Below are 26,370 nucleotides of genomic sequence, written 5' to 3'. Positions count from 1 at the left end.
GATTCCCTTGTTGCGGTACTCGCCGTTTCCAAACATTTTCAGCTGAACCCGCACGGATCGATCGTAGGATTCGTTATAGAGGATAGAGGAGGTGAAGCGGGGCTTGAAGAACAGGCTGCGAGACGGCGAGGCGTTCGATCGCTTGGTCGAAGAGCATTACGACGACGTGCTGGCGTACTGCCGGCGGCATGCTCCGTCCTACGACGACGCGCCGGACGTGGCGCAGGAGGCGTTCCTGCGTTTCGTGCGCAGCGGGCGCTCGCCGCGCGACGGCAAGCCGCTCGCGTACCTGTTCACCATCGCGCGCAACCTCTGCATCGACGCCGCGCGGGCGCGGCGGCTTCCCGTCGGGCCTCTCGACGTAGACGTGCCCGACGGCTCGCCCGACGCCGACCCGGCGATGGCGATCGGGGGCGGCGAGGTGGATGCGCTGGTTGACGCGCTCCCCCCTGAGCTGCGAGACGTGGTGGAGCTGCGCTTCGACCAGGGGTTCAAAGTGGGCGAGATCGCGGACGTGCTGGGAGTGTCGCGGTTCGCGGTGAACCGGCGGCTCAACCGTGCGCTCGCGGAGCTGCGGCGAGGGCTGGAAGGAAAGGACGAAGCATGAGCGACGTGGGAAAGCGGGACGTGGAGCGGCTGCTGCGGGCGCACTACCGTGCCGAGCGCGGCGCGCCGGACGAGATGTCGAAGGCGGCGGCCCTCGCCGCCGTGCGCGCGGCGGTGGCGTCGGAGCAGCGGTCGAGCGCGAGCGCGGAGGCCGCGGCGGGCGCAACCGTGGGCGAGCGGAGCCGTGAGGCGACGTTCGCCGGGTTCGTCGCCGCTCAGGCGCGCTTCATTCACCCGCGCGTATGGGTGGCCCAGCTCGCGCTCGTGGCCGTCATGGCGGTCCTCTGCCTCCCGTCGAGCGGCATGGCGCACGGCATCCCGGTCGTCTCGGGCATGCTGGCGGCGGCGACGGTGCTCGTGGGCCTGCCCGAGCTGCTGGCCAGCGCTGCGCACCGCGTGGCCGAACTCGAGTACGCCTGCCGCTTCGACTGCCGCGCGGTCGCGCTGGCGCGGCTCATCGTGCTGGGGTGTTCGGACGTGGTGACGGTCACCGCCATCGCGTTCGCGGCGCCTGTCATGCTCGGCGCCGATCCCTTCGCGTCGCTCGTGCACGCGTGCGTTCCCTACTTCCTCTCGTGCGCGGGCGCGCTGCTCGTGGCGCGCCGGTGCCCCTCGTCGCAGGCGCTGGCGCTGTCGTGCGCGTGGGCGCTGCTGGTGATCGTGGGCACGTATGCGGCGTTCTCCCTCGTCCCCGATGCGTACGCCCAGGCGTCGACATGGGCATGGGCGCTTGTGGCGGCGGGCTCGCTCGGCTGGGCCGCGCACGAGGTGCGCACGTGGATTCGCGGTATCGAGGGCGGCCTCGACGTGTTCGCCCCCGCGTCGGCTGCCCGATGAGCCCGGCGATGCCGGCGAATCCCGGAATTCGACGACTCTATGATGACAAGGAGCATGGCATGGACCTGACGATAGACCGCCTGACCAAGCAGTTCGGATCGAAGATCGCGGTCGACCGCGTGTCGACCCGGTTGACGCCCGGCGTGTACGGCCTTCTGGGGGCGAACGGCGCGGGCAAGACCACCCTCATGCGCATGGTGTGCGACGTGCTGCGCCCCACGTCCGGCGAGATACGCTTCGACGGCCGCGACGTGCACCTGCTCGGCGACGAGTACCGCGCCCGGCTGGGCTACCTCCCGCAGGACTTCGGCTACTACCCCGACTTCTCGGCACTCGACTTCATGTGCTACCTGGCGGCGCTCAAGGGGCTCGATCGCCGCGCGGCGCGCCGCCGCTCGCTCGAGCTGCTGGAAACGGTGGGCCTCGCCGACGTGGCGCGGCAGAAGGTACGCACGTTCTCAGGCGGCATGAAGCAGCGGCTGGGCATAGCGCAGGCCGTGCTGAACGACCCGGCGGTGCTGGTGCTCGACGAGCCCACGGCCGGGCTCGATCCGAAGGAGCGCGTGCGGTTCCGCAACCTCATCGCCAGCTTCGCGCAAGACAAGATCGTCATCCTGTCCACGCACATCGTGTCGGACGTCGAGTACATCGCCGACGAGATCCTCGTTATGCGTGCCGGCTCCTTCATCATGCAGGGCGCGCCGACGGACATCGTCGCGACGGTGACGGGCAAGGTGTGGGAGTGCCATGTGGACGCGCGCCGCGCCGACGAGCTGGCGGCTGCGAGCTGCGTGAGCAACGTCCACTACGCTGCCGACGGGCACGCGGTGGCGCGCGTCGTGGCCGACGAGGCTCCGGTGGCCGGCGCGCGGGCGCTCGATCCCACGCTGGAAGATGTGTACCTGTACGTGTTCCGCGACGAGGTGGTTCCGCTGTCCTGACGGACAGCGGAGCGTGCCGACGCTGCGAAGCGTCGATGCACTCGATCTCGCCTCTTTTTCGCTTGCCCTCACGTGCGAAGCACGCTCGGCCGCGAAACGGGGCGATCTCGAGCACCTCGACGCTTCTCGCTGACTTTTATTCAACTGGTGAGAGAAGGAATATACCATGCTTGATCTGGTGAGATTCGAACTCAAGAAGCTGCTCGTGCGCCGCACGTCGCTCATCGCCTGCGCAGGCATCCTCGTGATGCTGTGCGGGATCATGACGCTCAACATCGTGCAGACGAAGACGGCGTCCGACACGGGCGAGGTGCTGAACGGCACCGCCGCCATCGCGCACCAGAAGGAGAAGGCTGCCGCGCACGAGGGCGTGTTGACGGTCGAGCGCGTGCAGGACGAGGTGGTCGCCTACCAGGCGCTCGCGTTCTCGAAAGTGGATCCCGCCGACGTGGCCGGATTGAGCGATGAAGCGGCGTATGCGCTCATGATTCAGGCGTACGACGAAGACGAGTTCCGCGCGATCTACGACTCCTACTATGCCTACCTGCTTTCGCCGTGGAAGGTGGGCGCCCTCGAGCCGTACCAGGTGGCGGCGCAGCTTGACGACGGCGCCGCCGACGGGTTCTACGAAGCCGTCGCGGGCAAGCTACAGCGCACGCTCGACAACGACATGGGCGGTACGTGGACGTATTCCGATGCCGAGCGCGCGTACTGGACGGAGAAGCAGGGCGGGGTAGGCGAGCCTTTGGCCTACGGGTACGCGGGCGGATGGAGCGACGTGCTGGCATGCCTCGGGTTCTTCGCCTTCGCGATGGTGGCCGTCTGCATCGCGCTCACGCCCGTGTTCTCGGGAGAGTACCAAGACCGCACCGACGCCGTGCTGCTCTCGTCGCGCTACGGTCGCTCGAAGCTGGTGGCGGCGAAGATCGTCGCGGCGCTCGCGTTCGCCACGGCCTACTTCGCGCTGGCGACGCTCATCATCATGGGCGCGGCGCTCGCGTTCTTCGGTGCCGAGGGCGGGGATCTGCCGGTGCAGGTGCTGTCGCTGTCCATCCCGTACGACCTCACGATGGCCGAGGCGACCTGGACGGCGGTGGGGATAGCCTACCTCATGACGCTGGGGTTGGCGGGTCTCACGCTGCTGTTGTCGTCGAAGCTGCGCTCCCAGCTGGCCATCTTCGCCGCCTGTGCGGCGCTCATCTTCCTTACGGGCATGATCCCCTCCGGCGACAACGCCGTGCTGCTGCACGCGCTGTACCTGTTTCCGATCAACGGCTTGAACGATCAGGTGCTGTTCAACTCGCTCGTATCGTATCCGGTTGGGTCGTTTGCGATCGACCTCGTGGGCCTGCTTGCGTGCGTCTACGCCCTCGTGCTGGCGGCGTGCGTGCCCCTGGCCGCCCGCGCGTTCAGGCGGCACCAGGTGGTGTGAGCGAGAATGCGGGGCGCCCTGCGCGAAGGGTGCCCCGCGATGGGAGAGCTTGCAGGTCTTCGAAGAGGTCGGCGGTTGAAACAAGAAGCAGGTCGTTGCGCGATGCGCATTTCTTCTTCGTCGCGTCGCTGACGGGGTTTTTGGTGAACAATGCAAACGAGTGCTGGTCGTATCCTTTTACGAGCGGGGCTCGAGCTTCGAGTTTGCGCAGCGCCTCGGTCTCGTCGAGAGATTCCCTCCATTTGCACTCGCCGAGCAGTATGCGTTTCGACGGCTTGTCGGCAGCGATGACGTCGATGTCGGTCTGTTCGTGCGCGACGGGGTCGGTGCCCCACCATCGTCCGAACGAGGAGGCTAAAAACGGCAGGTTTCCCTGGCGGTTGCGACGAATGAGCCATTGCATGCAAATGTCTTCGAACCGTTTGCCAACGTACGTCGAGAATGCCTCGCCGAAAGCCGTCCCCCGTGCGGCTGCGTTTCCGGCTCCGCTTTCAATAGCCCCTATGCTGCGGCTCACGAACCGATACCAGTAGGCAAAAAAAGGATCGCGCACGGAGTACAGCCCTTTTCGAGACTTTTCAGGGTTGTCGCCGAACGGGATGGTTCGCTCGATCAAGCCGAGCCCTTCGAGCGTCTTGAGGTACTTCCCGATGGAGCCCTGCTCGACACCGGCCTTTTCGGCTATCTCTTTGGGAAAGGTGGCGCCGTTCGCCACGGCGCTCAGTATCGAGTTGTAGTTTGCGGGTTCGCGTAGTTCTTGGCGCAGGAGCATCATGGGCTCTTCGTAGAGAAGCCCGGCTTTGTTGAAGAATAAGAACTCGATGTTTTCCTCGAACGAGGCGTTCGAGTCTATTTGGGCAAGGTAGTAAGGCGTGCCTCCGAAGGCCGTATAGTAGCGGATGCGTTCTTCGTCGGATGTTGCGGGAATCATGCGAGCTGCGTCCAAGTAATCGAACGGTTGAAGCTTGATTTGCGAGGTGCGTCGTCCGTACAGAGGGCTTTTTCGTCCCAGAACCTCGCTTTCCATGAACCCTTCGTTGCTTCCGCTGAGGATTATGCGGATATCGGTGTTCTTGAATTCGTGGTCGATGGCTATTTGCAGCGAGGAGGGCAGGGAGGGTTCAGACTCGGCGGCGTACGGAAACTCGTCAAAGACGAAGAGGATCGGCTCGGATGAGGATTTCGCGCGGCTAGCAACAAAAGCGAAGGCATCCGACCATGATTCGAATGCTCCCGTCGTGGCGGGCAAGTCGAAGAACCGGTAGGCCGTTTGGGAAAAGGACCGCAGGTTCATGGTAGCGCTTTGAACCTGGGCGGTGAAGTACAGGGTAGGCTTTCCTTCGGAGAACTTGTCGAGCAGCGTCGTTTTGCCGACGCGCCGCCGCCCGTAGAGCACGACCATCTGGAAGCCGCTTTTTCGGTACAGGCGCTCCAGCGCGCCGAGCTCTTCTTCGCGACCGACGAACATGCGTCCTCCTTTGCATCGCAACTGACTTACGAGCATCTTACTCGTAAGTCAGTTGCGATGCAACCGCTATGCGCACTGGCAAGACCGCGTCGATATGCGAGCTTTTCTAGGCGCTGTTAAGGTGGCATCGGCTCTGGTATTTGCATCATGCCTGGTGGCGAGATTATGGTCAGGCATGATGCTTGTTCGAAGATAGCCATAACGGTGCGATCTTGCCGAAATCGCACGGCATCGTTCGCCCTGCGGCGTCGTGCGATCCTTCACGCATCGGCCGAGTCCTATGCCTTTTCCAGTTGCTGGTCCAGCAGCTTCTCCAGCGTTCTCCAGGCCAGCTCGGCGCATTTGACGCGGGCGGGCATGCGGGCGATGGATTCGAGCTCGGCGGCTTCGTCGAGGTCGGCGCGCTCCTCGTCGGTGAGCGGGCGTCCCTTGATCATGTCGAGGTAGAGGCCGCTTAAGCGGCGCGCTTCGCCCACGGTCTCGCCGGTGACGAGGTCGGCCATCATGTCGGCCGCCGCCTGGCTCACGGCGCAGCCGTGGCCGGTGAAGGCGGCCTCCTCTATACGATCGCCTCTCAGGCGCAGCGACAGCGTCAGCTCGTCGCCGCAGCTGGGGTTCACGCCGTCGTGCGTGCAGGTGGGCTCGTCCATCTGGTACTTGTAGTCGGGATGCGCGTTGTGCTCCATGAGCGCCGCGGTGTAGATGCTAGCCATTGAAGGTCCTCCAAACGCCGTCCAGGCCGTCGACGAGCGCGTCGATGTCGCCCTCGTCGTTGTAGAACGCCAGCGACGCGCGGCAGCACGACTCCACGCCCTGCCACGCCAGCAGCGGCTGGGCGCAATGGTGCCCGGCGCGGATGGCCACGTCGTGCTCGTCGAGGATGCTGGCCACGTCGTGCGGGTGGATGCCGTCCACCTCGAAGCTGATGGCGCCGTGGTGCTGCGCCGGGTCGGGGTGGCCGATGATGCGGATGTAGGGCAGCGCCGCCAGACGTTCCATGGCGGCGCGCACGAGCGCTTGCTCGCGCGCCTGCAACGCGTCCCAGCCGATGCCCTCGAGGTAGCCCAGCGCGGCGGCCGTCGCCACGATGCCGGCGGCGTCCTGCGTGCCGGCCTCGAACTTCTCGGGCACGGGCGCCCACACGGCCCCTTCCTGCGTGACCGACGAGATCATCTCGCCGCCCGTGAGGAACGGCGGCATGGCCTCCAGCAGGTCGAGCTTGCCCCACAGCACGCCCACGCCGAAGGGCCCCAGCGCCTTGTGCGCTGAGAACGCGAAGAAGTCACAGCCGAGCTTCCGCACGTCGACGGGCAGGTGCGGCACCGATTGCGCGCCGTCAACCACCATGAAGCCGTCGTGCGCATGCACGCGCTCGGCCATGGCCTCGATGGGGTTCTCGATGCCGAGGACGTTCGACACGTGGGCGGCCGCGACGATCTTGGTGCGCGGTCCGATCTTCGCGTCCAGCTCCTCCTCGCCGATTACGCCGTCCTCGTCGGGGAACAGGTACACGAGGCGCGCGCCCGCCGCGCGGCACGCCTGCTGCCAGGGGATGAGGTTCGAGTGGTGCTCCATGATGGTGATGCATACCTCGTCGCCGGGCTCCAGCACGGTGGGAGCGAACGCTTTCGCCACGAGGTTCAGGGCCTCGCTGGCGTTGCGGCAGAACACGACCTCGCGCGCATCGGCGGCGCCGATGAAGCGCGCGACGTGGGCGCGGGCCTCGTCGATGGCCTCGGTGGCGTCCACCGACAGGCGATAAAGGCCGCGCAGGGCGTTCGCGTTCATCTTCTCGTAGAAGCGGCGCTGCGCGTCGAGGGCGACGGCAGGGCGCTGGGCCGTGGCTGCGCTGTCGAGGAAGGCGAGGCCGGGGTTGGCCGCCAGCAGGGGGAAGTCCTGCTTGTAGGGGTTCGCGGCTATGTCGATTGCGAGGGGGTTGCTTTCGGGGACGCTCCCGGGGACGCCCGGGTCGGCCGTTCGCGTGCGGCGTTGCTCCCGGACGTCGCCTTCCGGCCATGTGGTTGGGGTGCTCATGCGACGGCCTCCTCGATCTCGATGCCGCGGGCGGCGGCGAGGCGGGCTACGGATGCGAGGGTGCGCTGGTCGGGCGCGTTGATGGCCGCTTCCTCGAAGGAGGCGGTGATGAACAGGCGCTCGGCGTCGTCCGGCGAGATACCGCGGCTGGCCAGGTAGAACAGCTGCTCGGGACGCACATGGCCGATGGTGGCGCCGTGGTTGCCGGCCACGTCGTCCTCGTCGCAGAGGATGACGGGCACGGTGCGGTTCGCCACGCGCTCGTCGGCAAGCAGCACCGTCTCCTGCTCGGAGCCGACGGAACCCTTGCAGCCGTGCACGAGCTCGATGGTGCCGCGCAGCGTCTTCTCCGATTCGCCCGCCAGCACGCCGTTCGCGTCGAGGTTGCACACGGTGCGCCGTCCTCGCTGGTGCGCGACGTAGTTGAAGTCGCGCTGCTGGGAGGCATGCCCCAGGTAGCGCGTGTCGATGTCGAGGCGCGCGTCGTCGCCGCGCAGGTCGGCGTCGAGCCCCGTGTACGCGCGGCCCGCGCCCAGCACGGTGTGGCGCACCTGCACGAGGGCGCGCTCGTCGAGCACGATGCCCGCATCGTCGAGCGCGATCCATCCGTCGTCGAGCGTCTGCGTGACGGCGACGTCCACCCGCGCATCGGCGCCGGCGAACACGCGCAGTCGCACGCCCACGACGCCCGCGCCCGGCGCGGGCGAATCGAGCGCGACGGCCAGCGACAGCGACGAGCCCGGAGCGGCCACGACGTCGACGGCGGCCGCGTTGGCCGCGCCGTCCACGCCTTCGACGCGCACTGTTGCGCAGGTGCGCTCGTCAGGGCGCGTGGCCAGCACGACAGGCTCGCCCGCCACGAACTCGAGGTATTCGCGCGCTTCGTCGCCCATGCCGGTGGTGAAGACGTCGGCAGGGGAGAGGTAGCGGTTCTCGAGCGCCTGAAGCTGGTAGGCTGAGAGCGCGGGAGCGTCGAGCCCCTCCATGGCAGCACCCTCCTCTGAGGCGGCTCCGCCCTCCGCGGCCGTCCCATCCTCCATGGCTGCAGGGAGAGTCGATTGGTCGTCAATCTGATGCGCAGCCGCCCCGCCTTCCATGGCTGCAGCGAGGGTTGCTTGGTCGTCGACCTGGTGTGCAGCCGATGTCGGGGCGCTTGCGGGTTCGACCGGGGAGGGCTCATGATCGGCCGCGCATGCGGCGGGTTGATCCCGAAGCCCCTGCGCGGCCATGAAGGGGTGGAGGCAGTCTGCGGCCACGGAAAGGCTGGAGAGCGCGCGATCGAACGCCCCAACCTCTCCCTGCAGCCCTTCCTCGCACGACACTTCCACCTGCTGGGCGGCTGCAAGGCCGCTCGGCAGCTCTATGTCCACGTCGTTGACGTGCAGGCGATGCCAGGTGGGGGCGGGCATCGCGTTCGCGTGTTCTATCGTGAGGGTTCCCATTATCCGATGGCCCCTTCCATTTCTAGCTTGATCAGGTTGTTCATCTCCACGGCGTACTCCAGCGGCAGTTCCTTCGACACGGGGTCGGCGAAGCCGTTCACGATCATCGTGCGCGCCTCTTCCTCCGACACGCCGCGGCTCATCAGGTAGAACACCTTATCGTCGCCGATGCGCCCGATGGTGGCCTCGTGGCCGATGTCCACGTGCTTGCAGCGGATGTCCATGGCCGGGATGGTGTCCGACCGGCTGATGTCGTCCAGCATAAGCGACTGGCACGACACGCTGGCGGCCGCGCCCCGCGCGTTCTCGGTGGCCACGATGGACGAGCGGAACGTGGAGGCGCCGCCGCCCTTCGAGATGGACTTCGTCTCCACGGTGGCCGACGTGTCGGGCGCGGCCAGCACCACCTTGCAGCCGGTGTCGAGGTTCTGCCCTGCGCCGGCGAACGTGATGCCGGTGAAGCTGCTGGTCGACTTGCGCCCGGCCAGGATGGACATGGGGTAGAGGTAGCCCACGTGGCTGCCGAACGACCCGCTGATCCACTCGACGGCGCCGCCCTCCTGCACCACGGCGCGCTTCGTGTTGAGGTTGTACATGTTCTTCGACCAGTTCTCGATCGTGGAATAGCGCAAGGACGCGCGCTTGCCCACGAACAGCTCCACGGCTCCGGCGTGCAGGTTCGCCACGTTGTACTTCGGCGCCGAACAGCCTTCGATGAAGTGCAGGCTGGCGTCGTCCTCCACGATGATCAGCGTGTGCTCGAACTGTCCTGCGCCCTTCGCGTTCAGGCGGAAGTAGCTTTGCAGGGGGAAGTCCAGCTTCACGCCCTTCGGCACGTAGACGAACGAGCCGCCGCTCCACACCGCGCCGTGAAGCGCGGCGAACTTGTGGTCGGTGGGCGGGATCAGCGTCATGAACTTCTCTCGGATGAGCGCCTCCCACTTCGGCTCGCGCAGCGCCTCCTCGATGCCGGAATAGACGATCCCCATGTCGGCAGCCGTTTTCTGCATGTTGTGGTACACCAGCTCGGAGTCGTACTGCGCGCCGACGCCGGCCAGGTAGGCGCGCTCGGCCTCAGGGATGCCCAGCCGGTCGAACGTGTTCTTCACATCGTCGGGGAGGCTTTCCCAATCGGCCTGCTGGTCGGTGGCGGGCTTCACGTACGTCACGATGTGATCCATGTCGAGGCCTTCGAGGCCGGGGCCCCAGTCGGGCGCCTCCATGCGCTGGTAGGTGTCGAGCGCCTTGAGGCGGAAGTCGAGCATCCAGGACGGCTCGTCCTTCTTGGCCGAGATCTCGCGGACGATGTCGGGCGTGAGGCCTGCGTCGAGCCGGAGGGACGGGTCGGTCGCGTCGCTGATGTCGTACAGCGTGCGGTCGACGTCCTCCACATAGGTTCGGAACTCTTTAGTCATGCGTGCCTCCTATAGCGCGGCGACGGGTTCGCGCGCCGCTTCCGCACCGGCTTGCTCGAACTGCTCGAAGCCCTGCTCGTTGATCGATTCGATGAGCGAGGAGTCGCCCTCGGCCACCATGCGGCCGCGCACCATGACGTGCACGCGGTCGACGTCGACGTGCTCGAGGATGCGCGTGTTGTGGGTGATGACGACCAGCGCGCCGCCCGTGGCGCGACGGTACGCGTCGATGCCGCGCGACACCACGCCCAGCGCGTCCACGTCGAGGCCCGAGTCCGTCTCGTCGAGGATGGCCAGCTTCGGTTCCAGTAACAGCAGCTGCAGCATCTCCAGCTTCTTCTTTTCGCCGCCCGAGAAGCCCACGCCCAGCTCGCGGTCGAGATACGACGGATCCATGTCCAGCTCGTCGGCCAGGGTGCGCACGTGCTTCTTGAACTGCTTGCCCTTGAGCTCTTTGCCGTCGCGGCCGGCGACGGTTGCGCGCAGGAAGCTTGACAGGGGCACACCGGGGATTTCAACGGGCGCCTGGAAGCTCAGGAACAGCCCCGCGCGCGAGCGCTTGTCGGGGGAGAGGTCGGTGATGTCGCGGCCGTCGAACTCGACGGAGCCGCCGTCCATGCGGTAGGCGGCATCTCCCATGACCACGTGGCCGAGCGTGGATTTGCCCGCGCCGTTCGGGCCCATGATGACGTGGGTCTCGCCGGGGCCCACGGCGAGATCGATATCGTGCAGGATGGGGGTTTCGTCAACCGAGGCGGAAAGCCCGCGGATGGTGAGGAGCGAATCGCGCGTCGTGATCGTCATGTGAGGTGCCTTTCATTAATCATATAGTTTTGCTAGGATTAAGATAGTGGCAAACGGGATATTGTCAAGACTTAAACATACAAGTTTGCTAGAATTTACGGAGAGCGGTCGGCGGCCTTCCGGTGCGAACGACTGCTTCACGCGATACGTTCGCATGGAGGGACGCGGGACTGCCGCGCGAGATCGCCATCGTGTGCGGCGCGAAACGGAAAGGAAGGGTGATCGAGATGCTCGTATCGACGAAGGGCCGTTATGCGCTGCGGCTCATGGTGTGCGTGGCGCAAGCGGGAGCGGAGGGTAAGGTTGCCCTGCGCGAGGTGTCGGAGCGCGAGGACATCTCGCTCAAGTACCTCGAGCAGCTGGCTCGTCCGCTCGTGCAGGCAGGGTTGCTTCGCAGCGTGCGCGGCAAGGGCGGCGGCTACGCGCTGGCACAGGAGCCGGCCGCTATCAGGGCGGGCGACGTGCTGCGCGCGGTGGAAGGCTCCACGGCCCCGGTGGCGTGCCTTGATTTGCAAGAGGGGATGGCCTGCCCGCGAGCGGGCGAATGCACTACCGTGCGTTTCTGGGCCGGCCTCGACGAGGTCATCGAGCGCTACGTCGACGGCGTCACGCTTGCCGATCTGGCCGGGGAACCCGGCTTGCCGTCCCTTCCTGCAATCTAACGCGGGTATGACGAGGCTCTAACGGGTTAGATCACGATGACTTTTCCGCTTCGGAAGGCCGATACGCGAGCCATACAATGACCGGACAGCGTATCGGGTTCCACCGAAGGAGTTGCATGAAACGGGTTATCGTGATCGGTGCCGGCGTTGCCGGTTTGGCGGCGGCTGCGCGCTTGCAGCATGCCGGATACGAGGTGACGCTCTTCGAGAAGGAGCCGCTTGTGGGCGGCAAGATGAACCAGATCCGCGAGGAAGGGTTCACGTTCGACGTGGGTCCCACCATCGTCATGATGCCCGAGCTGTACCGCGAGGTGTTCGAAACGTGCGGCCGCAATGCCGACGACTACATCCCCATGGAGAAGGTCGAACCGCTCATGGACATCTCCTTCGGCCCCGGCGACCGTCTGCGCTTATCGAACGATCTCGCCTCTATGACCGCCGCCGTGGAGGCCGTCGGGGAGAAAGACGCGCAGGGTTACTTCGAGTACCTGGCGCTGCTGTACAAGCGCTACCTCATCGCGAAGGACAACTTCCTGCAACGCTCGTTTCGCAAACCGATCGATTTCTACAACCCGAAAAGCTTGGTAGCCGGTCTGCGCTTGCACACGCTCGGCGACGCGTACTCGTCGGTCGCGCATCATGTGAAGGACGACCGGCTGCGCAAGGCGCTCGCGTTCCAAACGCTCTATATCGGCATCTCGCCGTTCGAAGGCCCCTCGCTGTACATGATCATCCCTATGATCGAGCTGCTGTACGGCGTGTGGTTCATGAAGGGCGGCATGTACGCGATGGCGCAGGCTATGGGCCGGCTGTTCCTCGAGCAAGGCGGCGAGCTGCGCACGTCCACGCCGGTGGAGCGCATCGTGGTGGAGAACGGCTGCGCCTGCGGCGTCGAGGCGGGAGGCGCGGTGCATTACGCCGACTACGTGGTGTGCGACGCCGACTTCCCGTACGCCATCACCCAGCTCGTCGACGAGGCCGACGCGCGCGGCAAGTACACGCCGCAGAAGATCGAGGAGATGGAGTACTCTTGCTCGTGCTTCATCCTGTACCTGGGCCTGGACAAGCGTTATCCCTCCGATGCGGTGCATTCCATCCGCTTCGCCTCCGACTTCGAGCGCAACATCGACGACATCTTCGACGACGCGCGCTTTCCCGACGATCCGTCGTTCTACTGCTACGCGCCTTCGTCGCTGGACCGCTCGCTTGCGCCTGAGGGCTGTTCGACCTTGTACGTGCTGGTGCCGGTCCCGCCGCTGTCGCCCGCATCGCCCCGCTGGTCGGACGCGGAGGTGGCCGAGTATCGCGACCGGGTGCTCGACCTCATGGAGCGCGAGACGGTGTACGAGGACGTGCGCGACCATATCGTGTTCGAGCGCGCCTACACGCCGCTCGATTTCGCCGAGCGGTTCAACGCCTACGACGGCGCGACGTTCGGCTTGCGGCCGACGCTCGGGCAGAGCAACTACTGGCGGCCGCACAACAAGGCGACCGACTGCAGCCGCCTGTACTTCTGCGGCAGCAGCGTCCATCCGGGCGCGGGCGTGCCCATCGTGCTGCTCAGCGCGAAGCTGGCGGCAGAGGAGCTGATGCGCGATGACCGCCTGTAGCCTCTTTGAAGAGCGCGCGGACGATTTCGCGTGGTGCGAGGACGTGATCAGGCGCAACTCGCATAGCTTCTACCGAGCGTTCTCGCTGCTGCCCGCTTGCAAGCGCCAGAGCGTGTACGCGCTGTACGCGTTCTGCCGCTTGGCCGACGACTGCGTCGACCGCGACGCCAGCGCGGCGAAGCTCGAGCAGGTGCAGGACGACCTTGCGCGGTTCTTCGCAGGCACCGTGGTCGACGCTCCGTTGTGGCGCGCGCTCGACGCGGTATGCTCGTCGTTCGACCTGGACGCGCAGCCCTTCTTCGACATGCTGGAAGGACAGCGTCGCGACCTGTCGTTCCGTCAGCCGGAAACGATGGGCGACCTGGAGGAATACGGCTACTACGTGGCCGGGTCGGTGGGGCTCATGCTGCTGCCCATCCTGCACGCCGCTTCTCCGGTGGACGACGGTTTGCGCGACAGCGCGGTGGCGCTGGGCGTGGCCATGCAGCTGACCAACATCCTGCGCGACGTGGGCGAGGACTTGGAGAACGGGCGCGTCTACCTGCCCGCGGAGGTGCTGGAGGCGGCGTCGTACGCGCCGGAGCGCCTGCGCGCGCACGCGGTGGACGAGGCGTTCCGCAACGCTTGGGAGACGGTGGCGCACCGCTCGGAGGAGTTGTACCGCCCCATGGAGCGCGACGTGATCGAGCTGGACGACGACAGCCGGCTTCCCACGCTGTCGTCGCTGTACCTGTACCGCGGCATCTTGGACGAGGTGCGCGCCGACGGCTACCGTTGCTTCGAGCATCGCGTCGTCGTGTCAAAGGCAACGGCGCGCGAGTTGGTGGACGAAGCGCTGGCGGCGCTCGAGGAAGGGAAGCGATGATGGGCGACGTGATGGAGAACCTGATCGGCTTGGGCGTCTCGCTCGCGTACGTACTGGCGGTGCTGGGAGCGTCCAGCCTGGCCGCGCGGCGTGGCGCGTCGTCGGAGGCAACCCGCAAGTTCGTGCATATCGCGTTGGGCGGCTGGTGGCTCATCGCGGCCCGGTTCTTCGATTCGCCTCTGTGGGCGGCGGCGCTTCCTGCTGCGTTCATCCTTGTGAACGCGTTTGCGTACCGTCGGCAGAAGCTGTCGTTCATGGGACGCGACGGCGGCGAGGACACGCCGGGCACGGTGTACTACGCGGTGTCGCTGACGGCGCTCGCGCTGTTCTCGTTCGGTATCGGCACGCCGTACGTGGGCGCGCTCGGCTTCTTCTGTATGGCGTTCGGCGACGGGTTCGCAGCTGTGCTGGGCAAGCGGTTCGGACGACGCGTGCTGGTGGGATGCTGCGGGAAGACGCTGGTGGGAAGCGCGACCATGCTGGCGGTGAGCTTCGCTTCCTGCGCCGTCGTGCTGATGGCGCCGCCGCCTTTCGGTGCGGGCGGCATCCTGGGCGCGCCGGGCGGCGCGTTCGCCCCGCTGGGCTCGCTCGCGGCGTCGCTTCTGGCCGCGGCCCTGCTGGCCGCGGTCGCCGCTGCCATCGAGGCGTTCTCGGTGGAGGGGCTCGACAACCTGTTCGTGCCGCTGGGCGTGTCGGCGCTGTACGCGGTGCTGTTCCTGCCCGCAGCCGCCTACACGCCCGCGCTCGCGGGATTGCTGCTGTCGGGCGCGGTGGCGCTCGCGTCGTTTCGGCTGCGGCTGCTCACCGTGGCCGGCGGCCTCGGCGCCGTGGCGGTGGGCACGCTCGCGTTCGCTATCGGCGGGTGGCCGCTGTGGCTGCTGCTCATGTGGTTCTTCGGCAGCTCGAACGTCGCGTCGAAGCTGATGGCGCTTTCGGCGGTCAAGCGGAACGGCGGGGCGCCCGCTTCGCGTAAGCACAGCGGCCCGCGTACGTTGCGGCAGGTGCTGGCGAACAGCGTGCCGTTCCTCGCGTGCGCGCTGGCGTATACGGCGACGGGGGAGCCGTGGCTGCTGCTTCTGGCGTCCGGCGCTCTGGCGGCCAGCACGGCCGACACGTGGGCGTCGGAGGTGGGCGTGTACAGCCGCCGGCCGCCGGTGAACATCCTCACGCGCGAGCCCATGCAGCGCGGGCTTTCGGGCGGCGTGAGCCCGTTGGGTCTCGCGGCCACCGTGGTGGGAGCCGTAACCTCGGCGTTTCTGGCCATGCTGCTGTTCCATGCGTTCGGCTACGCGATTCCCACCGGGCCCGACGCGTTCTTCTTCATCATCGCGTGCGGCGTCGTGGGCTCGCTCGTGGACAGCGTGCTGGGCGTGGTCATGCAAGCGAAGTACCGCTGTCCGAACGACGCTGAGGGAGGGCTTGTGGAAACGCCGCCGTGCGGGGCCCAGGCCGCGCTCGTGTCCGGCTACGCCTGGGTCACGAACGATGCCGTCAACCTCATGAGCGGCATCGCCGTCGTGCTGCTCGGCCTGCTCGTAGTGGTGTAGGCGGGCGCTGGCGGTCCGAGGGCGGGTGGATTTCGTCGGGTGGCTTCCGACGATCTGGGCGCGAAACGGCACCCATGACGATGTGCGAGCGCATTCGGCGGCGGCATCGCTTCGATGACGCGCAAAGGCCCAGGTGGTGAAAATCTCCCGGATGCTTCGTCGTCCGTTTGCCTCCTCGAGATTGTCATGGGTGCCGTTTCGCGCCCGGGAGTTCGGCGCGGGATGGTTGGACGTTCTGTGGCTTGCCGGTAACGGTTGGATGGAGTGCGCACGAGCTTCATAATCCTCGGGTATGTTCAGGAAGAGAGGGCCGGCGCAGGGCCGGCGCGAGAACGACGCGAGGAGGATAGGCGATGGCGCAGGAGGCGAACAGCAGAAAGGGAAAGTTGGGCGGGCTTTTCGACGACCTTTCGATAGCCCAGGTCGTTGCGGGTGCGCTTGCTGCGGTTACGTCCATGCTGCTAGCCTCGCAAATCGGAATCTACGGTTCGGCGATCGGCGTGGGCGTGGGCTCGGTGGTGTCGGCCGTGGCATCGCAGCTGTACAAGAAGTTTTTGCAGCGCTCAGCCGACAAGCTCAAGGAGATCCATCCGGGCGAGACGCTGGCGATGGGCTCGAAGGGTTCGGCGGGATCGAAGGACGGCGCGAGTGCAGGCGGAGGCGCGGGTGCCTCAGTCGGCGCAGGGTCGGTCGCGGGCTCGCACGCTGCGGCGACCGCGAAGCTCGATGCTGCCGAGACGACGGCGCTCCCGAAAGAAGCCGCGCGCGGCCGGACGCCGCATGCGGACACCTCGCTCGCCGGCGGCACGGTGGTGCAGCGGGCGCGCGCCGAGCGCCAGCGCAAGAAGAAGTTCAAGCGCGGCGTGGTGATCGTATCCATCGTGTCGGCGCTGCTGGCGGTGGCGGTGTCCGCCTTCGTCATCGACTTCGTGTCGGCCGGCCAGGGCGTGGGCGCGAAAACCGAGCCTATCCTGCCGTCGCGCAGCCAGCCGGTCGACGACGCCCCGGCGGCTTCCAACGGCAAGGACGCTTCGACGGGATCTTCCTCGCCCGAGGAAAGCGACGCGTCCAAGGACGGCGCGAAGGATCAAGGCGAGAGCCAGTCGGACGGCAAGGGATCGTCGGGGTCGGGCTCCGGCTCGGGAACCGATTCCGGGTCGAATTCCGGGTCGTCGTCGGGCGACCGGGGATCGTCGAACTCGGGATCCGGCTCGGGGTCGACGGACTCGAGCGGCTCTTCCGGATCGAACGGCTCGTCGGACGGCGGCAGCGGTTCGGGCGGCGGGAGCGGCAACCTGTCGGATTCGGGCGACGGATCGAGCGGCAGTTCCGGCAGCGGCTCCGGCAGCGCGGGCGCGCCGACGGGCTCCAGCGGTGCGGCCGGCTCGACCGCGGGTTCGGGAACGGCCGGCTCTGCCGGAGCGGCGCAGCTGGCGGCGAATCCGCCTGCGGCTTCCGTCGCGTCCTGACGTCGCGACGCGGGGTATACTGAGCGGCATGACTTCAACCGCCTACAGCTCCGATGCCGCGCTCGACGAGGGAGGCTGCTTGCGCGTTCGCTTCGCTAAGGACGCACTGCGCCCGCACGCTCGGTTCTCGCAGGATGCGGGGTAGCGCGTGGAATTCGGCATCACCATACCCATGCAGCGCCATGTGGGCCTGCCGCGCCCGCCGTACGGCGAGGTGGACGACCTGCTGTTCTGCTGGGAGGCGCACCGCATAGCCCTGGGAGGTTGCGATATGCTGCTGCTGGCGAACGCGAGCAACCGCTTCGCCGCGTTCGCGTGCATGCAGCCCGGGGAGTGGCGCGACTGGGAGCGCTCGGCGGTGTTGGCGCTGCGCGCGTCGCTGGCGGCATGCGGCTTCGCCGAGGGTTCGATCGACGCGTACCTGTTCTTCGGCGGGATTCCGGTCGTGACGCGCACGCACGGCCGGCGCCCCGTGGCGTTCATGAACGTGCTGGTGGACAAGCTGCTGCCGCTGGCGCTTCCCCTTCCGTCCGACGAGGGCGAGCCGTTCCCGCACGAGCTGTGCCGCCTCGCCAACGAGCATATGGCGTGCAAGGCGGCCGGCTTCGAGGGTATCGGCCTGCCGGCCGAGCGCTTCGCGGCCGACCTCGCGCGTCTGGGAATCGGGCGGGCGCGGTAGGCGTTCCGTGCTGCCGCGCATCTTCGCCCTAAAAACACGCCACAGCGCGTGAGGCGTGTTTTCGGAGCGATGATGATGCGTCGACGCGCATCGCAGGCGCCATGTCGCCGCGACCGCCGTCGCGTTCGAAACGGACAGTTCGGACTCGGAAACCGACCGCTTCGGGCGACAATGCAGCGGGCTTCTCGCGCGGCCGATCCGGCGGCCGTGCTACCATGGTCGCCGATAGAAAGGACGTGCATGACGGCAACCGGCGACACCGCCACCTCGAAACTGGAACTGATCATGGGACGCGACGGCCTGGCGCGCCTCGCGGATTCCACCGTCATGGTGCTGGGCGTGGGCGGCGTGGGCTCGAACTGCGTCGAGGCGCTGGCGCGCGGCGGCGTGGGGCGGCTCATCGTGGTGGACCACGACGTGGTGCAGGCCAGCAACATCAACCGCCAGGCCATCGCGTTTCGCAGCACCATCGGCCGTAAGAAGGTGGACGTGGCGCGCGCGATGATCGCCGACATCAACCCCGAGGCGCAGGTGGAGGCGCTCGACCGGTTCGTGCTGGCCGAGGACGTGCCCGAATTCCTGGACGCCTACGCCGACAGGGTGGACTACGTGGTGGACGCCATCGACACGATCTCGGCAAAGCTGGCCGTCGCGCAGTACGCCGATGCGCACGGCGTGCGCCTCGTCAGCAGCATGGGAGCGGCCAACAAGCTGCGGCCCGAAGCTTTCCGGTTCGCCGACGTGTTCGACACGGTGAACTGCCCGCTGTGCCGAATCATGCGCAAGGAGGCGCGCAAACGCGGCATCCGCCGCCTGCGCGTGCTGTACTCGTGCGAGCAGCCCGTGCCGGTGCCCGTGCGCGAGGGTGCGGAGCGCCGCGAGCGGTCGAACCTGGGCACCGCCTCGTTCGTGCCGCCCATCATGGGCCAGATGATAGCCGGCGAGGTGCTGTGCGCGCTCGCAGGCGTTGGCGCGCATGCGGGGGAGGAGCACGCATGACGTCGGAAGCGCCTCGCCTCGGACGCGCGCATCCTCCGGCAGATCGCCCCGAGCCCGCGGCGTACCCGACCGAACCTTCCGAGCCTGTGCAGCGCCCGTCTTGTCATCCTGGGCGCAGCGCGCAGCGCGGAGTCGAAGGATCTCGAGCGGCGTCAGCCAGTGCGCTGTTCGACCTGCACTGTCACCTGGACTTCGATCCCGACACGCGGGCGGCTGCCCAGGTGCTGGCCGAGCTCGGCATGGGCGCGTTCTCGACGACGGTGACGCCGGAGGGCTACGAGCGGGCGCGCGGGCTGCTGGAGCCGTTCGGCAACGTGCGTGTGGGGCTGGGCCTGCACCCGTGGTGGATCGCCGACGGCCGCTTGGGCCCGCAGGACGTGGCGCTGTTCGAGCGGTTGGCGAAGGACGAGCGCTTCATCGGGGAAGTCGGCCTCGACTTCGGCCGCGATCGCGCCGAGACGCGCGATGCGCAGGTCGCGGCGTTCGAGCGCGTGGCGCGGGCGTGCGCAGGCGGCGGCAAGGTGCTGTCGATCCACGCCGTGAAGGCTGCGGGCGAGGCGCTCGACGTGCTGGAGCGCGCGGGCGCGCTGGTGGGAAACGCCTGCATCTTCCATTGGTTCTCGGGCGCGTCCGATGAGCTGCAGCGCGCCGTCCGCGCCGGCTGCTTCTTCTCGATCAACCCGCGCATGCTGGCGTCGAAGCGCGGCCGTGCCTACGCCCAGGCCGTCCCGGCAGAGCGCCTGCTGCTGGAAACCGACGCCCCGTCCCAGGCGGGCGAGCGCTACGATGCGCCCGCCGAAGCCGCTCGGCTCGCCGCCATGCTCGAAGCCCTCGCCGACCTACGTCGCACGCCCCGCGACGACCTTGCCGCCCGTATCGCGCGGACCAGCCGGCAGCTTTTCGCCTCCGCCTGACGCGCTCTTCGTCAGCCGGCGACTTCTTCAAGCACGCGCATCCGCTCGCCCATGTCTTCGCGCATGTCCCAGGCTGCGTACGGCAAGGCTTCGAATGCAGGAGCGGTTTCACCTGCGATTTCGATGGCGCTGGGTACACTGCTCGCGAGTTCGGCGCAGATACGCGCGATGTCCTTGCGATCCACGCCGATCGCGGAGCCGAATTCCAAAATGCTGCTAGGCGAGACGTCGTCGATGACCGATGCCGATCCGATCCTCATCCCCATCGATCGCGAGAACCGTTCGAACCGAGTTGTCGAAACGAGGTCGTACGCAGGCGCAAGCCGGAAGCTCTTCCAGGTGCTCGTGTACAGGATCGACAGGTTCTTCAAGTGATTGTCGCAGTTGCCTACGAGGTAGTTGAAGCACGTGATCCGCGCAAACGCTTCCAGATCCTCGATAGGGCGAGAGGATCGCATCCGGATGAACGAGCCGACCGCTGCGGCGGTGGAGGGCTCGAGCTCGCGGTATTTCGCTTCGGGCGGCACCCCGAACGCTTGTGAGAGGTCTTCCTGATGAAGCCTTGAAACGACTGGCTCTCCTCGGTCTCGAAGTTGCCGTCGGTCGTAGCGTTCGACGCATAGTACCGGCCTCCCGAAGTCGAGCAGATGCACTGGTGCGACGGCGATCCCGCATGCGGCCGCCGCTTTCATGCACAGGTACTCGAGCAGCGGGATGTCGGGAAGAGATCCCGTTTTGAGGATATGGGTCGAAGCGGCACCGTCCAAAGGTTGGAGCCAGCCTTCATCCATGGGCGCGCCCGGCATATGCGCGAGCCCCGCTTTCCCTTGCGTGCCGGCAAGGGAAAGCCGCGCTTCGGAATTCGATTCGGCAAGCTCTTCCATGGCCGAGAACAGGGCGCGAAGATCGAAGCCGCTCAAACGGCGGTACGAACCTCGCGGATTCGGCGCCTCCCCGTTCGTGATCGCGACGTCCCCTATGGTTTCCAGCCCGCATCGGAGCAACAACAGCAGGTAGTTGTCGGGCTCGATGCCGAGCTGCGCCGCGATCGCCCGCCGTGCCGCACCTTCGGGCAAGAGGCCGTCGAAGTAGGGAGCGAGCGTCGATTCGCTATAGGCCTCGTTTCGCAGAGGGAGCGAGCAGGAGACCGCTCGCGCGTCGGGGTCGGCGAGGTAGCCGGGATCGTAGGAGAACGTGACGGGATCGAGGTTGATGCGTCCGAGTAGGCGCGGTTCGGAACCGTCCATTCTGAATACCGAGAGCGCATCCATCAGGCATCCCTCGAATCGGCGCTCAGATCCATGCCGAGCGTTTGGAGGACGCGCAGGGTCTTCCCCAGCTCGGAGGTTTCCTTGCCATTTTCCAGGTTCGACACGAAATTGATTCCGACGCCGGAGAAGCGCGCGAGCTTCGATTGGGTGTATCCCTTGCGCTTCCGCTCCTCCCGAACGATGCGCCCCAGCTCTTGCGCTGTCGCGTATGTTGTCATAAAAACCTCGATTCATGCGTACGAGGGAATACCCACCCTGTTGCTAGTTTTTCATTCGTACGCATGAATTCTAGCATATTGCAAGGAATTCATGCGTACGAATGAATTCCTGAGCCAGAGCACGGAAAAAGTACGCGCCCGGGCCTCCGAAGAGGCCCGCGCATGCGGAGGGAGGGAAGGAAGGAAGGGAAAGGCGTTCTATTTCTTCGCGATGAGCTCGCGGGCGGCAATGCGACCGAACACCATGCATTCGGTGATGTTGCCGCTGCCCTGGTACTTCGCGGCCCAGATGGATCCGAACTCGCCTGACGAGTACAGGTTGGGGATGGGCTCGCCGTCCACGTCGAGGATCTGCGCCTTCTCGTTGCGGCGCGGGCCGCCGTCGGTGTTGAGGATCTCGGGGATGCAGGGGATGGCGTAGAACGGCGGGGTGCTGACGGGGGCCAGCTGGTCGGAGGGGCGGTGGAACTGCTCGTCCACGCCGTTCTCGCACGAGGCGTTCCACACGTTCACGGTGTTCACCAGCTCGTCGACGGGCACCTCCATGAGCGCGGCCAGCTCCTCGATGGTGTCGGCCGTGAGCGCGTAGCCGTCGGCCACCGCGTCGATGGCGGGGTCGATCTCGGTTTTCTCGGTTTGGTTCTGCAACGTGTTGTTGGCCACGTCCTTGCCCATATAGGCGCCGTATCGCTTACCCTCGGAATCGTACACGAACCACTGCTTGTCGGGCAGGGGGAGCATCTTCCACTCGTCGCCGAAGTTCTGGTGGCCGTGGCGGCAGCCGTAGTGCAGCGACAGCGGGCCTTCCTCGCCCTTCGTGAACATGGTGGTGCCTTCCCATTCCTAGTAGAAGCGGCGCCCGTTGACGCCCACCACGATGCCGAGCGCCTTCTTGAGGCTGCGGTACGGCATGGTCTTCTCGCCGTCCAGGCTGATGCCGTTCGACCAGGCGCCCGCGAAGCTGTTCATGTGCCACATCCCGGCGCCCAGCTTCGCGCAGATGCGATGGCCGTCGCCGGTGTTGGTAGAGGCGCCCGCCGCGTGCATGCGCTCGAACGACAGGTAGTCCTGCAGCATCTCGGGGTCGTTCTCGAAGCCGCCGCAGGTCATGACAACGCCCTTGCGCGCCTTCGCGTAGACGCTCTTGTTCTTGTCCTCGTACACCGCGCCGATCACGGCCTTCGTCTCGGGATCCTGCACGAGCGCGGTCAGCGGCGCGCTGGTCTTGCGCGTCACCTGGTCGGGGTACTGCTCCAGAACCGCGCTCAGGAACTTGCTGATGTGCGTGCGGTCCTCGTCGGCGTTGTCCTTCTTGAACTGGCACTTCGAGAACGATCCGGAATTCTCCAGCTCGAACCATTCGGCCTTGCCGTCGCCCTGCGGCGTGATCTTGACGTCGTCTTCCTTCATGCCCAGGCCGCTCAGCCATTCCCAGTTCTCGGCGGCGCCCTGCGCATACGTCTCGTAGACGGACGCCGGCGTGGCGGTCATGCCGCCCAGCATGGCTTTCATGTACACGGCGAACGCGTCGGGCTCGTCGGTGATATGGAACGACCCGCTGCACACCGGCGAGTTGCCGCTGCCGATGAGGGTGGAGCCTTTCTCCAGCAGCAGCGTGGAAAGGTCGCCGCCCTCGGTCGCCATCGCGACGGCCGTGGCCAGGCCTGCGGCGCCCGCGCCGACGACGATGACGTCGTACTCCTCGTCCCATGCGATATCGGCGACGGACGTGGCGGCATCGTTCGCGGCATTTTGCGCCGGCTTCGGGCCGCACCCCGCCAGGCCGAGCGCCGCGGCGCCCAACGCGGCCATGCCGCTCGCCTTGATGAAGTTGCGGCGCGAGAGCGCGTCTTTCTTGTCCATGTCTCCTCCTTGGTTACGGTGCTTCCCGGCGAGAGCCCCGTGCTTACCGCCGTGTTGGATCTGCCCGCTCACCATACGACGATCCACGTGCGGGCGACGAGACCCGGATCGGAGCAAAGGCCTGGTGAGCGTGTCGCCCGAATCGGGCGAACTTGATTGCGCACCCGGTTGGGGAGGGACGGCGGCGCCGTTCCGTGCGATAATGCGGCACGGGGAGGGAGGACTATGGAAACGAAGGAAGACAAGCGGGAAGGCAAGCAGACATCCGGAGGATTGCGGGCGGGCACCGTGTCCATGGCGGTGGGGTTCTTCGTGTGGTACACGTGCTCCAACTGGGTGAGCGCGCTGACGTACGACGCCTCGTTTTCGTACTGGTGGCTGAACAAGTCAGGCGCCGTGGTGCTGGTCACGCTCGTTGCATGCGCGATCCTCTGGCGCGTCCCCGTGCCGGCGCGCGTTGCGAGGAGTCTCGATTGGGCGTTCGCGGGCGTGTACGCATGCTCGTTCGTCGTGCTGCTCGGAGGAGCGGGCATGGCGGAGCCGTTCGGAGACCTGTTCGGCCTGCTGCTGTTCGCGGCGGCGCAAACCTGGATGGTCGTGCGCTGGGGGTCGTGTTACGCCCGCTCGTCCACCGACGACGTGGCGCGCGCGTTGCTGCTGGCCATCGCGCTGGTGGCTACCGTGAAGTGCGTGACGACGTTTCTGCCGGAAGCAGCGACGATGGCGCTCATGCTTGCGCTTCCGTTCCTGTCGATGGGGATGCTCGCGGTTCGTTTGCGCGACGAGGCCGACGAGCGTCCCGCCGAGCAGTGGTTCACGCGCGCGTCGCTTCCCTCGTTCGGCCGTATCGTGGCGGCGATGGCGGTGTTCTTCTTCATCTGGTCCATCCTCAACATGACGTTGAAGCACGGCACCGGCCACTACAGCTTCGGCATGGCCGCCACGCCGCTGTACACGCTGCTGTCGCAGGCCATCCTCTTCGTGTTCTGCGCGTTCGTGTACTGGTGGGTGTTCAGGCTCCGGCGGCATCTCGACATCACCGTGGTGTGGCGCTTCACGTACGTGCTGATGGCGGTGGCGCTGTTCATGCTGGTGGCGTTCGGCATGGCGCAGTTCATCCAGGCGTTCACGGGTGCAGCGGTAGTGGTGGCGAAGATGTTTTTGTGGTTGGGGTTGGCCAATGTCGCGCACCACGGGCCGTTCAAGCCGTTCATGGTGTTTTGCCCTGGTATGCTGCTGTACTCGTTTCCCGATTGGCTGGGACGCAGCGCTGCATCGTTTCTGGAGCTCGAGACGTTCGACCCCGTCATTGCCTCGTTCATGCTCGTGGTGACCGTGGTGATGGTGGCGTTCTTCCTGCCGTCGCGCTCGCCTGACGTGCAGCTGCTGCTGTCCGACCTGAACGGCGACGAGCGCCGCGCCATCGGGGAAGGCGACGGCATCGACGAGCGGTGCCGTACGGTGGGGGAGCGCTGCGGGCTCTCGCCGCGCGAGATCGAGATCATGCAGTATCTGTGCAAGGGCCGCTCGCGCCCTTATATCGCCGAGACGCTGTACCTGTCGGAGAACACGGTGCGCACCCATTCGCGCCGCATTTACGGCAAGCTCGACGTGCACAACAAGCAGGAGCTGCTCGACTTGGTGCGCGGGGAATAGCCACGCGGACCCTGGTGGGTCGGCCGTGCTCGTCGTCAAGTCGGCAGCGAGCGTCTCGCGCTGCATTCGTCCAGCTATCTACTCCTCTTCGACTATCGACGAACCTTCCGAACGATCGCCATTGAACCAGCGCCACGTCTCGTTCATTCTCAGCTTTCCGTCGGCGCGTTTCGTCGGACGGCTCCAGCATTCTCCTGCGCGTACTTGACCTGCGACGTTGAGATGGTGATAACAGAAGTGCAGATTACCTTGCTCGTCGGCCGTTCCTAAAAGGCTGCCGCGCACGATATCCCCGCCTTCGTAGTGCGCCCAGACGGTGCTTCCGTTTTGACGGTAGTGAAACTTCGTGCGCCCGTCCACTTCTCCGTTCGACGAGTTTTCCTTCGATATGAATGTTCGACCGTCGTAAGACATACATCCTCCTGTCGATGAAAATGCCTACAGCTTAAGCAGCATCGGTTGATTCTGTGCGTTGGCGAGACTCGTTCATGGTTTCTCCACGCAAGATTGACGGATCTCCGAGTGTCCGATGACGGTTGCGCTCGTTCGCGTCGTCCGTTCGCTTCTCCGCGTATCGTGGGCGAATATGCAGGTTCGCGTCGGTGGCGAAGGAGGCGGCGGGACATGATGACCAGCACGGTGCACGACGTAGCGCTCGTGTTCGAGGGCGGCGGGATGCGCAACTCGTATTCGGCGGGCGCGATCGGCGTCATGCTGGAGCAAGGGCTGTTCTTCGACGACGTGTACGGATTGTCGGCGGGGGCGACGAATGCGATCGACTACGTCTCGCGTGACGCGCGCCGCAACGAAGCCTCGTTCACCGCATGTCTCGACGACCTCTCGTTTCGCTGGTGGGTGATGCCGTTCGTGGACGCCGACGGCGTCGGCGCGGCGCTGCACGGCGATGCGCGCGTCCGCTCAAGCTGCGCGCTGCCCTTCGACTTCGACGCCTTCCAAGCGAACCCAGCGCGCGTCACCTTGCAGGCCATCGACCGCGACACGGGCGAGACGGTCTGTTTCACGCGCGGCGATTTTCCTACCGAGCAGACGCTCATGGAGCGCGTCCGCGCCTCGACGAGCTATCCCATCGTGCTGCCGCCGACGGTCGTCGACGGGCGTGCGCTGTACGACGGCGGCATCGGACGAGGCGGCGGCATCATGGTGCCGCGCGCGATGGACGATGGGCTGAGCAGGTTCTTCGTCGTCTGCACGCGTCCGCGCGGCTTCCGCAGACCGCTCAAGCCCAACCGCTTCTACGACGCGTTCTTCTGGCGGCGTCCGCGCATGCGGGAGGCGCTGGACACCTGGAACCGGCGCTACGACGCCGAACTCGACCGGCTCGACCGACTCGAGGCCGAGGGCCGCGCCTACGTGTTCTACGCGAACGATCAGGGCGTGAAGAACACCGAGCGCGACGCGGAGAAGCTCGCCCGCAACTACGAGCGAGGCCGCATGCAGGCTTTATCCGAATTCGACAGGTGGGAGCGGTTCCTCTCAGGGCAGGGGGTTTGAGCTTTCGGTGTTGCCATGCGCACGAATTCGGAAGCCGATGTGCGGCAAAATCCAGGTTTTGGCACGACGGACTGGCGTGCGGCTCGACAACTCAAAACCCCACCTGGGGTTTTGTCGACGCGCGCA

General features: G+C 66.3%; 25 protein-coding genes. 14 read left to right on the top strand and 11 right to left on the bottom strand.

Annotation, left to right across the window (positions count from 1 at the left end; translation table 11 throughout):
* Positions 1 to 103: 103 nt before the first annotated feature.
* The 4 genes from ELEN_RS11450 (at position 104) to ELEN_RS11435 (ending at position 3,816) form a co-directional block, all read left to right on the top strand.
* Positions 104 to 607: an RNA polymerase sigma factor gene (locus ELEN_RS11450; protein ID WP_035586288.1), complete on the top strand. Its 504-nt coding sequence runs from the start codon at positions 104 to 106 to the stop codon at positions 605 to 607.
* Positions 604 to 1,443: a hypothetical protein gene (locus ELEN_RS11445; protein ID WP_015761054.1), complete on the top strand. Its 840-nt coding sequence runs from the start codon at positions 604 to 606 to the stop codon at positions 1,441 to 1,443. Before ELEN_RS11450 ends, ELEN_RS11445 begins: the two co-directional genes overlap by 4 nt.
* A gap of 59 nt (positions 1,444 to 1,502) precedes the next feature.
* Positions 1,503 to 2,384 carry an ABC transporter ATP-binding protein gene (locus ELEN_RS11440; protein WP_015761053.1) on the top strand — a complete coding sequence of 294 codons (882 nt, stop codon included), beginning with the start codon at positions 1,503 to 1,505 and terminating at the stop codon, positions 2,382 to 2,384.
* A 166-nt stretch (positions 2,385 to 2,550) separates the two neighbouring features.
* Entirely contained in the window at positions 2,551 to 3,816 is a 1,266-nt protein-coding gene (locus tag ELEN_RS11435) for an ABC transporter permease subunit (RefSeq protein WP_015761052.1), read from the top strand.
* On the opposite strand, the gene ELEN_RS11430 is transcribed toward ELEN_RS11435, so the two are convergent.
* The 6 genes from ELEN_RS11430 to sufC form a co-directional block, all read right to left on the bottom strand.
* Positions 3,794 to 5,284, bottom strand: coding sequence for an ATP-binding protein (locus ELEN_RS11430; RefSeq protein ID WP_015761051.1), 1,491 nt, complete (start codon positions 5,282 to 5,284; stop codon positions 3,794 to 3,796). The two genes, ELEN_RS11435 and ELEN_RS11430, sit on opposite strands and share 23 nt — an antisense overlap.
* A 278-nt stretch (positions 5,285 to 5,562) precedes the next feature.
* The gene (gene sufU / locus ELEN_RS11425) at positions 5,563 to 5,997 is read right to left on the bottom strand and encodes a Fe-S cluster assembly sulfur transfer protein SufU (protein ID WP_015761050.1); all 435 of its coding nucleotides are present in this window, start codon (positions 5,995 to 5,997) and stop codon (positions 5,563 to 5,565) included.
* Positions 5,990 to 7,318, bottom strand: coding sequence for an aminotransferase class V-fold PLP-dependent enzyme (locus ELEN_RS11420; protein WP_015761049.1), 1,329 nt, complete (start codon positions 7,316 to 7,318; stop codon positions 5,990 to 5,992). Before ELEN_RS11420 ends, sufU begins: the two co-directional genes overlap by 8 nt.
* Positions 7,315 to 8,760, bottom strand: a complete 1,446-nt coding sequence (locus ELEN_RS11415) for a SufB/SufD family protein (protein ID WP_015761048.1) — start codon at positions 8,758 to 8,760, stop codon at positions 7,315 to 7,317. The genes ELEN_RS11420 and ELEN_RS11415 overlap by 4 nt, the downstream gene beginning before the upstream one ends.
* Positions 8,760 to 10,175, bottom strand: coding sequence for a Fe-S cluster assembly protein SufB (gene sufB / locus ELEN_RS11410; protein ID WP_009304993.1), 1,416 nt, complete (start codon positions 10,173 to 10,175; stop codon positions 8,760 to 8,762). Before sufB ends, ELEN_RS11415 begins: the two co-directional genes overlap by 1 nt.
* Before the next feature lie 9 nt (positions 10,176 to 10,184).
* A complete protein-coding gene (gene sufC / locus ELEN_RS11405; protein WP_015761047.1) occupies positions 10,185 to 10,979 on the bottom strand; it encodes a Fe-S cluster assembly ATPase SufC in 795 nt (264 codons plus the stop codon).
* Positions 10,980 to 11,206: 227 nt separating this feature from the next.
* Here sufC and ELEN_RS11400 point away from each other — a divergent pair, with 227 nt between their 5' ends.
* The 8 genes from ELEN_RS11400 to ELEN_RS11365 all read left to right on the top strand — a co-directional run bounded on the left by ELEN_RS11400 (position 11,207) and on the right by ELEN_RS11365 (position 19,724).
* Complete coding sequence (locus ELEN_RS11400) at positions 11,207 to 11,641, top strand: RrF2 family transcriptional regulator (RefSeq protein WP_015761046.1); 435 nt, start codon at positions 11,207 to 11,209, stop codon at positions 11,639 to 11,641.
* Positions 11,642 to 11,757: 116 nt separating this feature from the next.
* Positions 11,758 to 13,251 carry a phytoene desaturase family protein gene (locus tag ELEN_RS11395; RefSeq protein WP_015761045.1) on the top strand — a complete coding sequence of 498 codons (1,494 nt, stop codon included), beginning with the start codon at positions 11,758 to 11,760 and terminating at the stop codon, positions 13,249 to 13,251.
* Positions 13,238 to 14,116 carry a phytoene/squalene synthase family protein gene (locus ELEN_RS11390; protein WP_015761044.1) on the top strand — a complete coding sequence of 293 codons (879 nt, stop codon included), beginning with the start codon at positions 13,238 to 13,240 and terminating at the stop codon, positions 14,114 to 14,116. The genes ELEN_RS11395 and ELEN_RS11390 overlap by 14 nt, the downstream gene beginning before the upstream one ends.
* Positions 14,113 to 15,663 (top strand): DUF92 domain-containing protein, encoded by a 1,551-nt coding sequence (locus tag ELEN_RS11385; RefSeq protein ID WP_015761043.1) that lies wholly within the window; start codon positions 14,113 to 14,115, stop codon positions 15,661 to 15,663. The genes ELEN_RS11390 and ELEN_RS11385 overlap by 4 nt, the downstream gene beginning before the upstream one ends.
* Positions 15,664 to 16,016: 353 nt before the next feature.
* A complete protein-coding gene (locus ELEN_RS11380) occupies positions 16,017 to 17,132 on the top strand; it encodes a hypothetical protein (RefSeq protein ID WP_015761042.1) in 1,116 nt (371 codons plus the stop codon).
* Positions 17,133 to 17,280: 148 nt separating this feature from the next.
* A complete protein-coding gene (locus tag ELEN_RS11375; RefSeq protein WP_015761041.1) occupies positions 17,281 to 17,811 on the top strand; it encodes a DUF6933 domain-containing protein in 531 nt (176 codons plus the stop codon).
* A gap of 240 nt (positions 17,812 to 18,051) precedes the next feature.
* Entirely contained in the window at positions 18,052 to 18,810 is a 759-nt protein-coding gene (locus ELEN_RS11370; RefSeq protein ID WP_015761040.1) for a tRNA threonylcarbamoyladenosine dehydratase, read from the top strand.
* Positions 18,811 to 18,896: 86 nt separating this feature from the next.
* Positions 18,897 to 19,724, top strand: a complete 828-nt coding sequence (locus ELEN_RS11365; protein WP_015761039.1) for a TatD family hydrolase — start codon at positions 18,897 to 18,899, stop codon at positions 19,722 to 19,724.
* An 11-nt stretch (positions 19,725 to 19,735) separates the two neighbouring features.
* On the opposite strand, the gene ELEN_RS11360 is transcribed toward ELEN_RS11365, so the two are convergent.
* The 4 genes from ELEN_RS11360 to ELEN_RS15755 form a co-directional block, all read right to left on the bottom strand.
* On the bottom strand, positions 19,736 to 20,995 hold the full coding sequence (locus ELEN_RS11360; RefSeq protein WP_015761038.1) for a HipA domain-containing protein: 1,260 nt from the start codon (positions 20,993 to 20,995) through the stop codon (positions 19,736 to 19,738).
* Positions 20,995 to 21,213, bottom strand: a complete 219-nt coding sequence (locus ELEN_RS11355) for a type II toxin-antitoxin system Y4mF family antitoxin (RefSeq protein ID WP_015761037.1) — start codon at positions 21,211 to 21,213, stop codon at positions 20,995 to 20,997. Before ELEN_RS11355 ends, ELEN_RS11360 begins: the two co-directional genes overlap by 1 nt.
* Before the next feature lie 198 nt (positions 21,214 to 21,411).
* Positions 21,412 to 22,038, bottom strand: coding sequence for an FAD-binding protein (locus ELEN_RS15760; RefSeq protein ID WP_049760228.1), 627 nt, complete (start codon positions 22,036 to 22,038; stop codon positions 21,412 to 21,414).
* A gap of 18 nt (positions 22,039 to 22,056) precedes the next feature.
* On the bottom strand, positions 22,057 to 23,076 hold the full coding sequence (locus ELEN_RS15755; protein WP_049760227.1) for an FAD-dependent oxidoreductase: 1,020 nt from the start codon (positions 23,074 to 23,076) through the stop codon (positions 22,057 to 22,059).
* A gap of 225 nt (positions 23,077 to 23,301) precedes the next feature.
* On the opposite strand from ELEN_RS15755, the gene ELEN_RS11345 reads away from it, so the two are divergent.
* Positions 23,302 to 24,732, top strand: coding sequence for a response regulator transcription factor (locus tag ELEN_RS11345; protein WP_015761036.1), 1,431 nt, complete (start codon positions 23,302 to 23,304; stop codon positions 24,730 to 24,732).
* A 78-nt stretch (positions 24,733 to 24,810) separates the two neighbouring features.
* On the opposite strand, the gene ELEN_RS15950 is transcribed toward ELEN_RS11345, so the two are convergent.
* Positions 24,811 to 25,146, bottom strand: a complete 336-nt coding sequence (locus tag ELEN_RS15950; RefSeq protein WP_015761035.1) for an avidin-fold protein — start codon at positions 25,144 to 25,146, stop codon at positions 24,811 to 24,813.
* Between the two features lie 210 nt (positions 25,147 to 25,356).
* Here ELEN_RS15950 and ELEN_RS11340 point away from each other — a divergent pair, with 210 nt between their 5' ends.
* Positions 25,357 to 26,244: a patatin-like phospholipase family protein gene (locus tag ELEN_RS11340; RefSeq protein ID WP_015761034.1), complete on the top strand. Its 888-nt coding sequence runs from the start codon at positions 25,357 to 25,359 to the stop codon at positions 26,242 to 26,244.
* Positions 26,245 to 26,370: the final 126 nt, after the last annotated feature.

This window comes from Eggerthella lenta DSM 2243 (assembly GCF_000024265.1).
Taxonomy (GTDB): domain Bacteria; phylum Actinomycetota; class Coriobacteriia; order Coriobacteriales; family Eggerthellaceae; genus Eggerthella; species Eggerthella lenta.
This window is presented reverse-complemented; position numbering and strand designations above follow the sequence as displayed.

Coding starts and splice junctions, on each gene's coding strand:
- ELEN_RS11345 (WP_015761036.1), top strand. CDS start 23,302: ATGGAAACGAAGGAAGACAAGCGGGAAGGCAAGCAGACATCCGGAGGA.
- ELEN_RS11385 (WP_015761043.1), top strand. CDS start 14,113: ATGATGGGCGACGTGATGGAGAACCTGATCGGCTTGGGCGTCTCGCTC.
- ELEN_RS11370 (WP_015761040.1), top strand. CDS start 18,052: ATGACGGCAACCGGCGACACCGCCACCTCGAAACTGGAACTGATCATG.
- ELEN_RS15755 (WP_049760227.1), bottom strand. CDS start 23,076: ATGGACAAGAAAGACGCGCTCTCGCGCCGCAACTTCATCAAGGCGAGC.
- ELEN_RS11395 (WP_015761045.1), top strand. CDS start 11,758: ATGAAACGGGTTATCGTGATCGGTGCCGGCGTTGCCGGTTTGGCGGCG.
- ELEN_RS11355 (WP_015761037.1), bottom strand. CDS start 21,213: ATGACAACATACGCGACAGCGCAAGAGCTGGGGCGCATCGTTCGGGAG.
- ELEN_RS15760 (WP_049760228.1), bottom strand. CDS start 22,038: ATGTTCACGAAGGGCGAGGAAGGCCCGCTGTCGCTGCACTACGGCTGC.
- ELEN_RS11420 (WP_015761049.1), bottom strand. CDS start 7,318: ATGAGCACCCCAACCACATGGCCGGAAGGCGACGTCCGGGAGCAACGC.
- ELEN_RS11390 (WP_015761044.1), top strand. CDS start 13,238: ATGACCGCCTGTAGCCTCTTTGAAGAGCGCGCGGACGATTTCGCGTGG.
- ELEN_RS11430 (WP_015761051.1), bottom strand. CDS start 5,284: ATGTTCGTCGGTCGCGAAGAAGAGCTCGGCGCGCTGGAGCGCCTGTAC.
- ELEN_RS11360 (WP_015761038.1), bottom strand. CDS start 20,995: ATGGATGCGCTCTCGGTATTCAGAATGGACGGTTCCGAACCGCGCCTA.
- sufC (WP_015761047.1), bottom strand. CDS start 10,979: ATGACGATCACGACGCGCGATTCGCTCCTCACCATCCGCGGGCTTTCC.
- ELEN_RS11435 (WP_015761052.1), top strand. CDS start 2,551: ATGCTTGATCTGGTGAGATTCGAACTCAAGAAGCTGCTCGTGCGCCGC.
- ELEN_RS11440 (WP_015761053.1), top strand. CDS start 1,503: ATGGACCTGACGATAGACCGCCTGACCAAGCAGTTCGGATCGAAGATC.
- sufB (WP_009304993.1), bottom strand. CDS start 10,175: ATGACTAAAGAGTTCCGAACCTATGTGGAGGACGTCGACCGCACGCTG.
- ELEN_RS11340 (WP_015761034.1), top strand. CDS start 25,357: ATGATGACCAGCACGGTGCACGACGTAGCGCTCGTGTTCGAGGGCGGC.
- sufU (WP_015761050.1), bottom strand. CDS start 5,997: ATGGCTAGCATCTACACCGCGGCGCTCATGGAGCACAACGCGCATCCC.
- ELEN_RS11380 (WP_015761042.1), top strand. CDS start 16,017: ATGGCGCAGGAGGCGAACAGCAGAAAGGGAAAGTTGGGCGGGCTTTTC.
- ELEN_RS15950 (WP_015761035.1), bottom strand. CDS start 25,146: ATGTCTTACGACGGTCGAACATTCATATCGAAGGAAAACTCGTCGAAC.
- ELEN_RS11445 (WP_015761054.1), top strand. CDS start 604: ATGAGCGACGTGGGAAAGCGGGACGTGGAGCGGCTGCTGCGGGCGCAC.
- ELEN_RS11415 (WP_015761048.1), bottom strand. CDS start 8,760: ATGGGAACCCTCACGATAGAACACGCGAACGCGATGCCCGCCCCCACC.
- ELEN_RS11400 (WP_015761046.1), top strand. CDS start 11,207: ATGCTCGTATCGACGAAGGGCCGTTATGCGCTGCGGCTCATGGTGTGC.